Here is a 13,832-nt window from a genome sequence, read left to right on the forward strand (position 1 = left end):
GCCATGCACTCGGCGCATGCCTCATTTCGAGGCATGCACTGCCCTGTTTTACAGGGCGCGAATCACATGTTTGATTTCCTGGAAGGCCTGCAAGCCCCAAGGCCCCAGCTCACGGCCCAGGCTGCTCTGCTTGTAGCCACCCCAGGCGGTTTGCGGGAAGATCACCTGCGGCGCATTGATCCATACCAGCCCGGCCTGCAAGGCATTGGCGATACGTTGCGCGGTCTGGGCATTGCGGCTGACCACGCTGGCCACCAGGCCGAACTCGCTGTCGTTGGCCAGCGCCAATGCCTCGGCCTCGCTGGTAAAACTGCGCACACAGAGCACCGGGCCGAAAATTTCTTCACGCCATAACGCACTGTCCAGGGGCACTTCGGTGAAGATGGTCGGTCGCAAAAAATAACCGCGCGCGAGCTCCGGCGGACGTCCGCCGCCACAGACCAGTCGGGCACCGACACTCAGGCCACGGTCGATATGAGCGAGCACACGCTGGTATTGCGCCTGGTTGACCAGCGCGCCCATTTCCACCTCGGGGTCGAACGGGTCCGCCACACAAATGGCCTCGGCCCGCGCAGTGAGGCGCAGCAGGAATTCATCGGCGATCTCCTCCGCCACCAGCACCCGGCTGGTGGCCGAGCACATCTGCCCGGCATTGAAGAAACCGCCGCCACTGGCGAGCTCCACCGCCAGATCGAGGTCGGCATCGGCCATCACCAGCAGCGCCGATTTGCCCCCCAGTTCCAGGCTGACGCCCTTCACGGTTTCCGCTGCCCGCTGCATCACCTGGACTCCCACCGCATTGCTGCCGGTGAAGGAAATCTTCGCCACCCGAGGGTCGGCCGCCAATGGCGCGCCGACGGCCAGGCCGGTGCCGCAGACCAGGTTGAAGACCCCGGCTGGCAAGCCGCTCTCAGCAATGATCGACGCCAGTTCCAGCTCCGGCAGCGGCGTGACTTCCGACGGTTTGAGCACCACGCAGCAACCGGCGGCCAGGGCCGGAGCCAGCTTCCAGGCGGTGGTGACCATCGGGAAATTCCACGGCACGATCAGCCCCACCACCCCGCACGGCTCGCGGCGGACATGGGCGGCGAAGGCGTCGCTGGGCAGCTCGACCGTTTTGTCCTGCTGCCCGTCGAGGGCCTCGGCCAGGCCCGCGTAATATTCGAAGGTGGCAATCACATCATCGACATCGATGCCCGCCTCGAACAGCGGTTTGCCGTTGTTGCTCGATTGCAGGTGCATCAGGGTTTCGCGGCGCTCGCGCACGCCCTCGGCAATCCTGCGCAGTACAGCGCCACGCTGTGCCCCGGTGGTCGCCGACCAACCGGCAAAAGCCCGGTTCGCCGCGCTCACCGCCTGATCCACCGCCTGCCCATTGCCACCGGAAACGCTGCCGAGCAGAGCCTCAGTCGCCGGATTGATCACCCGCAGCTGTTCGCTGCCGGAACGCCATTGGCCGTCGATATAGAGGCCGTCCTGATTCATTTGCGCTTTCATCACCAGGCCTCCCCTTCCATCCACAGGTGCTGGTCGATTTCGATCAGGGTCGGTCCCTGGCGATCCGCGGCGGCCTCCAGGGCGCTACGCAAGGTCTCAACACCGGAAACGGCCTCGGCCACGCAACCCAGGGCCCGGGCCACACCGATAAAGTCCGGGGTATAGATATCCACGCCAACCGGGGTGATAGCGCGATTGACCATGTATTTCTTGATCTCTTCGTAGCCCTGGTTGTTCCACAGCAGCACGATGATCGGGGTCCGCGCTTCCACCGCACTGGCCAGTTCCGACAGGGTGAACTGCAAGCCGCCATCGCCGATCAGGCAGACCACAGGAGGCCGCTGGCTGCGTTCGCTGGCGCCGCCCAACCAGGCACCGATGGCCGCCGGCAAGGCATAACCGAGGGTGCCGTAGCCGGTGGACGAGTTGAACCAGCGCCGTGGGTGCTCCGGGTTCAGGGTCAGGTTGCCGGTGTAGACCGGTTGGGTCGAGTCACCCACCAGCACCGCCTCCGGCAACACCTCGAGAACGGTGTTGAGGAATTGCGTCTGGGCACGGGTCGGAGCGTCCCAAAGCGCATCCAGTTCGGCGCGCAAGGCGGCGGCGCGTTGCGCTCCCCAATCGCCTTGGCGTGCCGCCAGCGCCTGGCCTTCGACGGCGGCGAGCAACGCCTCGGCGGCGGTCCGCGAATCGGACACCAGCGCGACCTTGGGCGGATAGTTGCGCACGGTCTGATCCGGGTCGATATCGACCCGCAGCAAGGTGCCGGGAATCTCGAAACCACCGGCAAAGGTGATGTCGTAGTCGGTTTCCGCCAGCTCCGTGCCGATGGCCAGGACCACGTCGGCATCCGCCACCAGGGCACGGGTGGCGACCATGGATTGGGTCGAACCGATCAGCAACGGATGGCGCGACGGCAACATGCCCTTGGCATTGATGGTCAGGGCCACCGGAGCCTCCAGCCGCTCCGCCAACCGGGTCAGCGCGGCGGCCGCATCGATGGCACCGCCACCGGCGAGGATCAGCGGATGGCGGGCCTTGGCCAGCAGTTCGGCCATTTGCGCGATCGCCGCGGGGGCGGCGCCGGCACGGGTAATCTGCACCGGCTGGCTATCGAGCAAGGCATCGGCATTTTCCACCAGTACATCGAGGGGAATCTCGATATGCACCGGACGCGGCCGCCCGGCCTGGAACAGCGCAAAAGCCCGTGCCAGCACCGCCGGCAGTTCAGCCGCCGACATCAGCGTATGGGAGAACGCCGCGACACCCGCCACCAGCGTGCCCTGGTTCGGCAACTCGTGCAGCTTGCCGCGCCCACCGCCCAGTTGACTGCGGGACTGGACGCTGGAGATCACCAGCATCGGGATCGAGTCGGCATAGGCCTGGCCCATCGCCGTGGTGATATTGGTCATGCCGGGGCCGGTGATGATAAAGCACACTCCCGGCTTGCCGCTGGTGCGGGCATAGCCGTCGGCCATAAAGCCGGCGCCCTGTTCATGGCGCGGCGTGACATGCTCGATGCTCGATGATGCCAGCCCGCGATAGAGCTCCACGGTATGCACGCCGGGAATGCCGAACACCTGCTCGACCCCGTAGCCTTCCAGTAACTTGACCAATACTTCGCCGCACGTCGCCATCTGTCCCGCCCTTCTTGTTCGTATAAGCCATGCTGCCGATGAGCACAGCGATAGGGTTATTGGAGCGTTTGGCCGATGGCGGGCACAAGGCAAAAATAGTCATACTAGGCATGTCCTGTCGTCATGCCTGAGCTGCCCCGCCATGAAACGTCCGCCACCGCTGCCCGCCCTGCATACCTTCCTGGTCACCGCCCAGTGCTGCAACTTCACCCGCGCGGCCGAGCTGCTGCACATTACCCAGGGGGCGGTGAGCCGGCAGATCGCCGGGTTGGAGAGCCACCTGGGTTATGCGCTGTTCCAGCGCCAGGCCCGTGGCCTGAGCCTGACGGCCCAGGGCCGCGAGTTGTTTCCGCGGATCCAGCAGGTGTTCAACCTGATCGACGAAGCGGTGGATCAGGTCGGCGCCCGGCGCGAGGCCCTGCAACTCAAGGCCCCGACCTGCATGATGCGCTGGCTGCTGCCACGCCTGTTGCAATGGCAGAAGGAGCGCCCGGACGTGCCCGTGGAGCTGACCACCACGGTGCAGCACGCGGTGGATTTCCGCCGGGAAGAATTCGATGCCGCCGTGGTCTATGGCCCGGCGCCGGGGCCCTCGGTGGCGTCTCACCATCTGTTCGACGAGCAACTGACGCCGGTTTGCTCACCGCAACTGCTGGAAGGTCCGGTGCCGCTGAACAGCTTCGCCGACCTCGAGCAGCATATGCTCCTGCATCCCACCCGCGACCAGCGGGACTGGGAAGCCTGGCTCAAGGTAGCCGGCGCGCGGGTCAGCAATATTGGCAAGGGACAGCATTTCGACACCCTGGACCTGGCGATGAGCGTGGCGTCCCAGGGCACTGGCGTGGCAATTGGCGATTGGGCGTTGATCGGCGAGGACCTGAGTGCCGGAAGGTTGGTGATGCCGTTCGATCTGCGGGTGCGCACCGGGCAGGCGTATTACCTGGTCTACCCGGAACGGGCCGGGACGGCGCCAGAGTTGCGGGAGTTGATGGAGTGGCTGGTGGCGCAGGCGGCGGAGCGGGGTTGATCGCAAGAACACCACAAAACCTGTAGAGGCCGGCTTGCTGGCGATGGGGCTCTTCGAGACCGCTAAAAGCTTCGCGGGCAAGCTCCGCTCCCACAAGTTTTGTGCTCGACCACTTATCTATGGCACGACAGGGATCCTGTAGGAGCCGGCTTGCCGGCGATGCAGACGCTGCGGTGTCTCAGACAGACCGCTTTATCGTTCATCGCCGGCAAGCTGGCGTCCAAAGGTGTCGCTAACGCACTCAGTAGCCGACAGCAAACCGCTGACGCGAGTGCGCAGGCTTCTCGACTTCATCCAGCAGGGCGATGGCGTAGTCGGAGAAAGTAATCCAGCTGCGACCTTCGGCACTCACCAGCAGGTCATCCTTGCCCAGGCGGAAGTGCCCGGTACGCTCGCCTTCGACAAACTCCGCCGACGGCGACAGGAAGCTCCAATCAAGTTCCTTTTCCTGACGCAAGGTCTCAAGGAACTCCGCCCCCGCACTGGCCTCAGCCTTGTACTCCGCCGGAAAGCCCGGGCTGTCGATCACCCGACCGCCACCTGGCAACAGCAGCGAACCGGCACCGCCGACCACCAGCAGGCGCTTGACCCCGGCCTTCTTCACCGGACCGATCACCGCTGCGGCCGGCAGGGTGGCGAAATGCGCGGCGCTGATCACCACATCGTGACCGGCAACCGCCGCTTCCAGCGCCGCGGCATCCAGCGCATCGACCGCCTTTTTCACCACACCGGCACGCTCGGCGATCTTCGCCGGGTTACGGGCAATGGCGGTCACGCTGTGGCCGCGACGCAGGGCTTCTTCCAGCAACTGGCTACCGGCACGGCCGGTGGCACCAATGATTGCAATCTTGCTCATGACACTCTCCAGTTCCAATCGAATGACGCTGTGCGTCGAGGGGGCCTTCCCGCCCAGGGAGCAGGAAGGCTGATCTACAGATACGTCCAATCAACAGGTGAGCGAACTCACCACTTCATCTCGCCCTTGGCGACCTTGGCGCTGAGCTCCAGGGAGGACTCCTCGCCGAGGCCCGGATAACGCTTCTTCATCGCCGCAATCAGTTCAGCGGAATCCTTGGCCTTGGCGGTCTCTTCGTCGAAGGCCTTGATGTAGTCCGCGGTAAATTGCACCGCCGCAAGGGAACGCGAGCTGTCGCCAAGGAAATGACCGGGCACCAGGGTCTTGGGTTTCAGCGCCTGGATGTGTTGCAGCGTTGCCAACCAGGCCCGATGGGACTTCGCGGTCTGGGTGTCGGCCATCCACACATGGATGTTTTCCGCCACCACCACACCGCCCACGACCGCCTTGATCGACGGAATCCAGACAAAGGTGCGATCCGGTTGCTGACTGTTCAAACCGACCACCTTCAGCTCACGCCCTTCCAGCGTCAGGCTATCGCCCTTGAGCACCTGGGGCAGCACCGTGTGCGCCGGCACATCGGCGCCCATTTTCGGTCCCCAGAACGCCAGCTTGCCGTCGACGGTGGCCTTGATATGCGCCACGGTCGGCGCCGATGCCAGCACCTTGGCCTGGGGGAACGCCTGGGTAAGGGTATCCAGGCCGAAGTAGTAGTCCGGGTCGCCATGGCTGATGTAGATGGTGGTCAGTTGCTTGCCGCTGGCGCGGATTTTTTCCACCAGTTGTTCGGCCTGGGATTTGCCGAACTGGGCATCCACCAGGATTGCCTCCTTCTCACCGCTGACCAGCACCGAACTCACCGGGAAAATCGCCGAGGTCCCAGGATTGTAGACATCCAGGGTCAAGGCCGGCTGGGCTGCCGCCGCGTGGGCGACAAAACCCAGGGTGGCGCTGGCGAGCAAGAGGCGACGAAACAAAGACAATCCGATCATGTGCAACTCCGAGATCTGTTGGCCGTGATGGCGATGAACAGAGCTTAGTTGCCCGAACCGATACAAAAAATGCGATGCTGGAACATAGTTTGTTTCTGAAAGTGGTCAAATCATGGATCGTCTTACGGCAATGCGGGTCTTCGTCACGGTGGTCGACCTGGGCAGCCAGTCGGCGGCGGCCGACCATCTGGACCTGTCGCGCCCGGTGGTATCGCGCTACCTCGCGGAGCTGGAGGACTGGGTCGGCGCCCGGCTGATGCACCGTACCACCCGCAAGCTGAGCCTGACCGCCGCCGGCAACGAAACCCTGCCGCGCTGCCGCCAGATGCTGGAATTGTCGGCAGACCTGCAAGCCGCCGTCAGCGTACCGGACGAGGCGCCGCGCGGGCTGTTGCGGATCAGCGTCAGTACCTCATTCGGCCTGGCGCAACTGGCCGATGCCATGGCCGAGTACGTCAAGCACCATCCGGGCGTCAGCGTCGACCTGCAGATGCTCGACCGCACGGTGAACCTGGTGGATGAACGCATCGACCTGGCGATCCGCACCAGCACCGAGCTGGACCCGAACCTGATCGCCCGCCGACTGACCGTCTGTCGCTCGGTGATCTGCGCTTCCCCGGCCTATCTGCGCGAACATCCGGCGCCGCAGCGGGTGGAAGACCTGAGCCGACACAACTGCCTGACCCACTCCTACTTCGGCAAAAGCCTCTGGCATTTCAAGCAGGACGGAGAACAGGTTTCAGTGCCGGTGCAGGGCAATATCAGCGCCAACGAGGCCAGCACCCTGATGCAAGCGGTGATCGCCGGGGCCGGTATCTCGATGCTGCCGACCTACCAGGCCGGGGCCTATATCAAACGAGGCGAATTGGTGCGCCTGCTGCCCCAGGCCGAACCGATACTGATGAATATCTATGCGGTGTACGCCTCACGCAAACACATGCCGGCGACACTGCGCAGCATGCTCGACTTCCTGGTACAGCGCTTTCCCGAAGTGCCACTCTGGGACGAGGGATTATAAAGACTGGCCGATCCACCGGCTGAATAGCGCACCGACGATACGCCAGGTGTGACTGGCAACTCCCGACAACTGACCTAGGCTTGAATCAGTGCCTTCTAGCGAACTGAGTTCGGCAGAGTCAGAGGTCAAGAGCATGAATATTCTAAAAACAAGAAAGTGTGCCGCCGTATTAGCTGTCACCGCCGTTGTAGCGCTCTACGCCACCGCGGCCTGGCGGGTAGAACAGATACGACAGACGCCACGGGGGTTATCCACCTGCCACCTGGATTTCTGCGTGCCCCATACGGCCAGCCTGAGTGCATTGAGATAATCTCGGCAGTTGTACTTACGAGGCTATCGAATAGCAGGCTATCGAGTACACTGGCAAGCATCCCCGCGCACTTGCCTGGTGAGCGGGTCAACCACTGCTTGCAGGTTCTACCGTGACCAATCTCAATCAGCCCGGCCAAACGAAGCCGGCGATTCGTAGTATCCTGATCGCCTTGATGCTGGCGATTTTCCTCGGTGCGCTGGACCAGACCATTGTCGCTGTCTCGATGCCCGCCATCTCCGCCCAATTCAAGGATGTCGGCCTGCTGGCCTGGGTGATTTCCGGCTACATGGTGGCCATGACCGTGGCCGTGCCGATCTACGGCAAGCTCGGCGATCTCTACGGTCGACGCCGGCTGATGCTGTTCGGCATGGGCCTGTTCACCCTCGCCTCGCTGTTCTGCGGCATGGCCCAGAGCATGGAGCAACTGGTGCTGGCGCGGATCATCCAGGGCATCGGTGCCGGCGGCATGATTTCGGTCAGCCAGGCGATTATCGGCGACATTATCCCGCCCCGCGAACGCGGCCGTTACCAGGGTTATTTCAGCAGCATGTACGCGGTGGCCAGCGTGGCCGGGCCGGTCCTCGGCGGCTATATGACCGAGTACCTGTCGTGGCGCTGGGTGTTCCTGATCAACCTGCCGCTGGGCCTGGGTGCCTGGCTGGTGGCCCACCGCACCCTGGTCGGCCTGCCGATACCGCAACGCAAGCCGATCATCGATTATCTCGGCACCGTGCTGATGATCATCGGCCTGACCGCCCTGCTGCTGGGCATCACCTTCATCGGCCAGGGCCACCACTGGAATGACGGACAGGTCCTGGGCCTGCTGGTCACGGCGCTGATCGCCCTGCTGCTGTTTGTCCTGCACGAACGGCGCACCGTGGAGCCCTTGCTGCCGATGCACCTGTTCCTCAACCGCAACGCCCTGCTGTGCTGGTGCACGATATTCTTCACCAGCTTCCAGGCGATCTCCCTCACCGTACTGATGCCCCTGCGCTTCCAGAGCGTGACCGGGGCCGGCGCCGACAGCGCGGCCCTGCACTTGCTGCCGCTGGCGATGGGGCTGCCCATGGGCGCCTACTTTGCCGGACGGCGGACCTCGGTGACCGGCTACTACAAACCGCTGATCCTGATCGGTGCGCTATTGATGCCGCTGAGCATCCTCGGCCTGGCGTTTACCCCACCCCAGGCGGTGCTGCTCAGCAGCCTGTTCATGCTGCTCAGCGGGATCGCCGGCGGCCTGCAATTCCCGACCTCGCTGGTGGGTACGCAGAACTCCGTGGCACAGCACGATATCGGCGTCGCCACCAGCACCACCAACCTGTTCCGCTCCCTCGGCGGCGCGATGGGCGTGGCACTGATGTCGGCGTTGTTGCTGGCGCTGTTGCAGGACTCCAGCCTGAGCCATTTGGCCGGCGCTTCGCTGGTCACCGAAGGCAGTTCGGGCAATGCCCTGCTCGAAGGCCTGAACAGCGCCGAAGGTCCGGCGCGCGACGCCTTGCGCGCCGAGCTGCTGTTGACCTTCCGGCACCTGCTGCTGATCAGCGCCGCCGTCGCCCTGCTGGGTCTGGCGGCGGCGCTGGCGATGCCGAACAAAGTTCTGCGCGGGCGCGAAGACAAGGCCCGCTAGTCGAAGGAATTCCCTGGTGGGGTCGGTCAAGGGCTGTAGTAGCCGACCGCCACTAGGTACTGCCCGACCCGCCTCAGGTAGGCATGCTTGTCTTCGATCTTTCCGGTCACCGGGTTCTTCCAGCGATACTCATACTCTGCGCGCTCCTGCTTGGCCATCAGCGCCAGGATCGGCTCCCCCACCGGTTTGCCGTCGGGGTCCCTGATCTTGCTGAAGTCGGTGTTCACCAGTCGCAGGTTGGTCCCGTGGGCCAGGTAACGATGGGTTTTCAGGTCCACCACGAAGACATACAGGTCGTCCTCCAGGAAACCCAGTGCATTGATCGACTCGAGCGTGGCCTGCTTGTCCTTGCCCAGATCGGTCGTAGCCCTGGCCAGCAAGGCTTCGGCCTGCTGCGGCGAGGCTCGGGGCAGGTAATAACCGACCGCGAGGATGCGCTCACCGACCCGCTGGAAAAACACCCGCTTGCGCTCGACCTTGCCATCATTCCAGTTCTGCCAGCGATACTCGGCCTCGTGGATGCCGCTGCCTTCCGGGGTCTTGAGCGTGTCCTTGAATGCCTTGCGCAAATCCAGGCCCAGGGCCTCGGATACGTCGCGCCCGATCAACGCTGAAGACGGCCCACCGCTGGCCAGCATCACCCCTCGGGTGTCGACCACAAACACATAGCGGTCCTGATCGACGAACTCGCCCTGGCGACTGAACGCCGCGAATGCCTTGTCGCCCTGGTCGCGGTAATAAGCCACGGCCTTTTCCAACAGTGCCTTGGCCGCCGGCGCTTCATCCGCCGGTGCGGTCGCTGCCAGCGCCGACCCCAGGCACAGCAACATCAAACAGCCTGACAAGGCCCGTGTTAAAGCAAACCCCATGATGCAGCCCTCATTCGTGTTGGTCGCACAGGAGCGTAGACCGCCACCGCCTATACGGAAGCATTCAGCAAGCCGTGGTCGGGACGCCCGAACTCCCTGCAAAATGTGCAGGCATTTTTTATCCGTGCCACTAGAATGCGTCCATCGGGAACCCGCCTACGGAATCGTCATGCCGCTTCGCTCAGTACTCTACTCGCAACGCTCGCTGATCCTGACGCTGATCGCCCTGCTCGCCAGCGGTTTCCTCGCCACCTCCCTGCTCAGCTACTATGCCTCGCGCGCCTCGATCCGCGACGGTATCGTCAACACCGAACTGCCCCTGACCTCCGACACGGTCTACTCGGAAATCCAGAAGGACCTGGTCCGCCCGGTGCTGATTTCCTCGATGATGGCCCGCGACACCTTCATGCGTGACTGGGTGGTGGCCGGCGAACGCGACCCGCAGCAGATGACCCGCTACCTCAACGAGGTCATGACCCACTACGGCACCTACACCGCCTTCTTCATATCCGCCAGCAACCTGACCTACTACCAGGCCAAGGGCGTGTTGAAGAAAATCCGCATCGACGACCCCAACGACCTCTGGTATTTCCGCGTGCGGGACATGCAGGCGCCCTACGAGATCAATGTCGATCCGGACACCGCCAACAATAACCGCCTGACCTTCTTCATCAATTACAAGGTCTTCGACTACGACGAGCACTTCATCGGCGCGGCGGGTGTCGGCCTGACCGTGGACGCGGTGGTCAAGCTGATGGACAAGTACCAGCAGCGCTACCAGCGCAGCGTGTACTTCGTCGACACCTTCGGCCGCCTCGTACTGACCGGTGCCGACGGCGGCCCCGAAGGTGCCCCGGCCGGGCAGTCGCTGAACGACCTGGCGAGCATGAAGAACCTGCAGGCCAAGCTGCCCAAGCCCCACGATGGCAGCTACGAGTACACGGAGCCGGACGGCAAGGAGCACTTCCTCAATGTGCGCTTTATTCCGGAGCTGAATTGGTACCTGTTCGTCGACAAGCGTGAAGACGGCGCCCTCAGCGGGATTCGCCAGTCGCTGTACCTGAACCTGCTGATCTGCCTGGTGGTGACCCTGATCGTGCTGGCCCTGCTCAACCGCGTGATCCATCGCTATCAGCGCAAGATCCAGGCCCTGGCGACCCTCGATAGCCTCACCGGCCTGCCCAACCGCCGGGGCTTCGACCTGCTGGCGGCCCAGGCTTTGCACGAGGCTCACCGCGAACCCAAGCCGCTGACCGCGCTGCTGCTGGATCTGGATCACTTCAAGCAACTCAACGATAGCCACGGCCACCTTGCTGGCGATGCCGTACTGAGCGGATTTGCCCGGGACCTGGAAGGCTGCCTGCGTCAGTCGGAAATCATTTGCCGCTGGGGTGGCGAGGAATTCATTGTCCTGCTCAAGGACACCGACGGCGCCAATGCCCAACTGATCGCCGAGAAAATTCGCCAGCATATCGAACAACAACGCTACAGCTACAACAGCCAAAACCTGCAACTAACCGTCAGTATCGGCCTGACCTCGCTGCAACCTGACGACACCCTGCACAGCCTGCTGGCCCGGGCCGATCATGCGCTGTACCGGGCCAAACAGAGCGGACGCAACCGCGTCTGCAGCGACCTGTCGAAATCCGCCCATGAATGACCCAGGCCTCTGCCCGGCCTGCGGTGCACGCAATGACTGCACCCTGGCCGACCCGCGCACAGCCGACCGGCCCTGCTGGTGCTACAGCGTCAGCATCGACCCGGCGATACTCGAAGCCTTGCCCGACGAAGTGCGCAACGCCGCCTGCCTGTGTCCGCGTTGCGCGCAAGTGGACGAGCAACTGAAGGCGCCCCCAGCCCCTGCGCCATAACCTAAAATGCTCGCCCACCCCGAAGTTTTCAGCCATGCGCCTTGACCGTTTCCTCAGCAACCTGCCCCGCTTCAACCGCCAGCAGGTGCGCCTGTTGCTGGTGCAAAAACGAATCAAGGTCGACGGCCTGATCGTCGCCGATCCCCATCATGAAGTTCGCGAGTTCAGCCAGGTCGAGGTCGACGACGACGTGCTGCAGGCAGGCCGCCCGCCACGCTACTTCATGCTGCACAAACCCCAGGGCTGCGTCAGTGCCACCCGCGACCCGGAGCACCGCACCGTCCTCGACCTGATCGACGAACCCGAAGCCGCCGAGTTGCACATCGCCGGCCGCCTGGACTTCAACACCACCGGGCTGATGATCCTGACCAACGATGGCCAGTGGTCGCGCCGGCTGACCCAGCCGCAGACCAAACTGCCCAAGGTCTACTACGTGGAGACGGAGCAAATCATCGGCCCCGAGTACGCCGAAAGTTTCGCCCGTGGCCTGTATTTCGCCTTCGAAGACCTCACCACCCAGCCCGCCACGCTGGAGTTGCTCGGCCCGCGCAGCGCCCGGTTGAGCATCGTCGAAGGCCGTTATCACCAGGTCAAGCGCATGTTCGGCCACTTCGACAACAAGGTCCTGCGCCTGCACCGTGAAGCCATGGGGCCGCTGGTGCTGGATGAACAACTGGCCCCGGGGCAATACCGCCCGCTACGCAGCGAAGAAATCGACCGGATCTGAGCGCGACGACGACCGCTGAGCAGAAGTCACCGAGTTATGACAAATCGTTCCTTGCACAATCGGCACATGCCTGCTTGAATCAGACCGTCAGCCAAAATATGACTGACGAGTCACATGATTATTCCAAGAAACTCTTTGTCGGCTGCGAGGCCCACCGGCTCTCGCTCTCCGGCAGATTGCCCGCCTATAACAATACCCGTCGGCCAGGCTTCAACGGACCGACATGGGCCTGCAACATTCCAGGCGAATGCCTACCTGTCATATAGCTCGTGCACAGTTCGTTGCGCGCATACCCGCTTGCCAGGAGTCTTTTGACATGAGGCCAGAAATTGCTGTGTTGGATATACAGGGGCAGTATCGGGTTTACACGGAGTTCTATCGCGCAGATGCCGCAGAAAAGACCATCATCCTGGTCAACGGCTCGATGGCCACCACTGCGTCGTTTGCACAGACAGTGAAGAACCTGCACCCGCAATATAACGTCGTGTGCTACGACCAGCCCTACGCGGGCAAGTCCAAGGCCCACAACCGTCACGAGAAAATGCTGACCAAGGAAGTCGAAGGGCAGATCCTCCTGGAGTTGATCGACCACTTCGCCGCCGAGCACGTGATGTCCTTTTCCTGGGGCAGTGCGGCGACCCTGGTGGCCCTGGCGCATCAGCCACGGCGGATCGAAAAGGCGGTGATCAGTTCCTTCTCGCCGGTGCTCAGCGAACCGATGCGCGACTATCTGGAACGGGGCGTCGGCTACCTCCGCGCCTGCGACCGCGACCGCATGGGCCACCTGGTCAACAGCACCATCGGCAAGCATTTGCCGTCGCTGTTCAAGCGCTACAACTACCGGCATGTCAGCAGCCTGGCCGAGCATGAATACGAGCAGATGCACTTCCATATCGGCCATGTGCTCAACAGTGATCGGCTGTGCTACCTGACGGCAGCGAAACGAATCGAAGTACCGGTGCTGTTCATGAATGGCGAATGGGACGAATACACCTCGCCCAAGGATGCGCTGCAGTTTGGCCAGCATGTGCGCCACAGCCACTTCAGCACGATCCGCAGCACCGGGCACTTTCTCGACATGGAACACAAGTCCGCCTGCCGCGACAGCCGTCATGCGTTGCTGGAGTTCCTCAAGCCGACGCACCAGGAAAGTCGATCGCGGTACTACCGACATGTTCAGGAGCACCATGCACAGGCCATGTGAACGTGGGCTATCGCGGGGTTGCCCAGTTCTGGCGAACGAAAGCAAATCCCTCGATGAACGCAAATCCCTTGTAGGAGCCTGGCTTGCCAGCGAAGAGGCCCGAGTGGCCAGCAGAAGTCTCGCAGGCAAGTCCAGCACCGACAGGAGCCACGCTCGATCCTGCTGAAGGGTATTGGCCTTCCCGGCACTACCGC

12 protein-coding genes are annotated in these 13,832 nt (G+C 63.1%); 7 read left to right on the forward strand and 5 right to left on the reverse strand.

Features of this window, described 5'->3' with window-relative positions:
- Window positions 1–48: 48 nt before the first annotated feature.
- Together M5B42_RS04240 and M5B42_RS04245 are read right to left on the reverse strand one after the other, a co-directional pair.
- Window positions 49–1,497: an aldehyde dehydrogenase family protein gene (locus tag M5B42_RS04240; protein WP_248745108.1), complete on the reverse strand. Its 1,449-nt coding sequence runs from the start codon at window positions 1,495–1,497 to the stop codon at window positions 49–51.
- Window positions 1,497–3,134 (reverse strand): 5-guanidino-2-oxopentanoate decarboxylase, encoded by a 1,638-nt coding sequence (locus tag M5B42_RS04245; RefSeq protein ID WP_152738044.1) that lies wholly within the window; start codon window positions 3,132–3,134, stop codon window positions 1,497–1,499. The genes M5B42_RS04240 and M5B42_RS04245 overlap by 1 nt, the downstream gene beginning before the upstream one ends.
- 142 nt (window positions 3,135–3,276) lie before the next feature.
- Between M5B42_RS04245 and M5B42_RS04250 the strand changes: the two genes are divergently transcribed.
- Window positions 3,277–4,161 carry a LysR substrate-binding domain-containing protein gene (locus M5B42_RS04250; protein ID WP_177099908.1) on the forward strand — a complete coding sequence of 295 codons (885 nt, stop codon included), beginning with the start codon at window positions 3,277–3,279 and terminating at the stop codon, window positions 4,159–4,161.
- 241 nt (window positions 4,162–4,402) lie between these two features.
- Here the strand turns inward: M5B42_RS04250 and M5B42_RS04255 are convergent, their stop codons facing one another.
- Both M5B42_RS04255 and M5B42_RS04260 read right to left on the reverse strand, forming a co-directional pair.
- Window positions 4,403–5,017 (reverse strand): NAD(P)-dependent oxidoreductase, encoded by a 615-nt coding sequence (locus M5B42_RS04255; RefSeq protein WP_248745109.1) that lies wholly within the window; start codon window positions 5,015–5,017, stop codon window positions 4,403–4,405.
- A gap of 107 nt (window positions 5,018–5,124) precedes the next feature.
- Window positions 5,125–6,009, reverse strand: a complete 885-nt coding sequence (locus tag M5B42_RS04260) for an MBL fold metallo-hydrolase (RefSeq protein WP_248745110.1) — start codon at window positions 6,007–6,009, stop codon at window positions 5,125–5,127.
- Between the two features lie 112 nt (window positions 6,010–6,121).
- On the opposite strand from M5B42_RS04260, the gene M5B42_RS04265 reads away from it, so the two are divergent.
- On the forward strand, window positions 6,122–7,027 hold the full coding sequence (locus tag M5B42_RS04265; RefSeq protein WP_152738031.1) for a LysR family transcriptional regulator: 906 nt from the start codon (window positions 6,122–6,124) through the stop codon (window positions 7,025–7,027).
- A gap of 422 nt (window positions 7,028–7,449) precedes the next feature.
- Window positions 7,450–8,967, forward strand: coding sequence for an MDR family MFS transporter (locus M5B42_RS04270; protein WP_248745111.1), 1,518 nt, complete (start codon window positions 7,450–7,452; stop codon window positions 8,965–8,967).
- Between the two features lie 26 nt (window positions 8,968–8,993).
- On the opposite strand, the gene M5B42_RS04275 is transcribed toward M5B42_RS04270, so the two are convergent.
- A complete protein-coding gene (locus M5B42_RS04275; protein ID WP_248745112.1) occupies window positions 8,994–9,836 on the reverse strand; it encodes a cache domain-containing protein in 843 nt (280 codons plus the stop codon).
- 169 nt (window positions 9,837–10,005) lie between these two features.
- On the opposite strand from M5B42_RS04275, the gene M5B42_RS04280 reads away from it, so the two are divergent.
- The 4 genes from M5B42_RS04280 (at window position 10,006) to M5B42_RS04295 (ending at window position 13,638) form a co-directional block, all read left to right on the forward strand.
- On the forward strand, window positions 10,006–11,496 hold the full coding sequence (locus M5B42_RS04280; protein ID WP_248745113.1) for a sensor domain-containing diguanylate cyclase: 1,491 nt from the start codon (window positions 10,006–10,008) through the stop codon (window positions 11,494–11,496).
- On the forward strand, window positions 11,489–11,707 hold the full coding sequence (locus M5B42_RS04285; RefSeq protein WP_248745114.1) for a cysteine-rich CWC family protein: 219 nt from the start codon (window positions 11,489–11,491) through the stop codon (window positions 11,705–11,707). Before M5B42_RS04280 ends, M5B42_RS04285 begins: the two co-directional genes overlap by 8 nt.
- A 34-nt stretch (window positions 11,708–11,741) precedes the next feature.
- Entirely contained in the window at window positions 11,742–12,434 is a 693-nt protein-coding gene (locus M5B42_RS04290) for a pseudouridine synthase (RefSeq protein ID WP_103496358.1), read from the forward strand.
- Window positions 12,435–12,750: 316 nt separating this feature from the next.
- On the forward strand, window positions 12,751–13,638 hold the full coding sequence (locus M5B42_RS04295) for an alpha/beta hydrolase (protein ID WP_248745115.1): 888 nt from the start codon (window positions 12,751–12,753) through the stop codon (window positions 13,636–13,638).
- Window positions 13,639–13,832: the final 194 nt, after the last annotated feature.

It is taken from the genome of Pseudomonas sp. MWU12-2037 (genome assembly GCF_023242345.1).
GTDB classification, from domain to species: Bacteria; Pseudomonadota; Gammaproteobacteria; order Pseudomonadales; family Pseudomonadaceae; genus Aquipseudomonas; species Aquipseudomonas gingeri_D.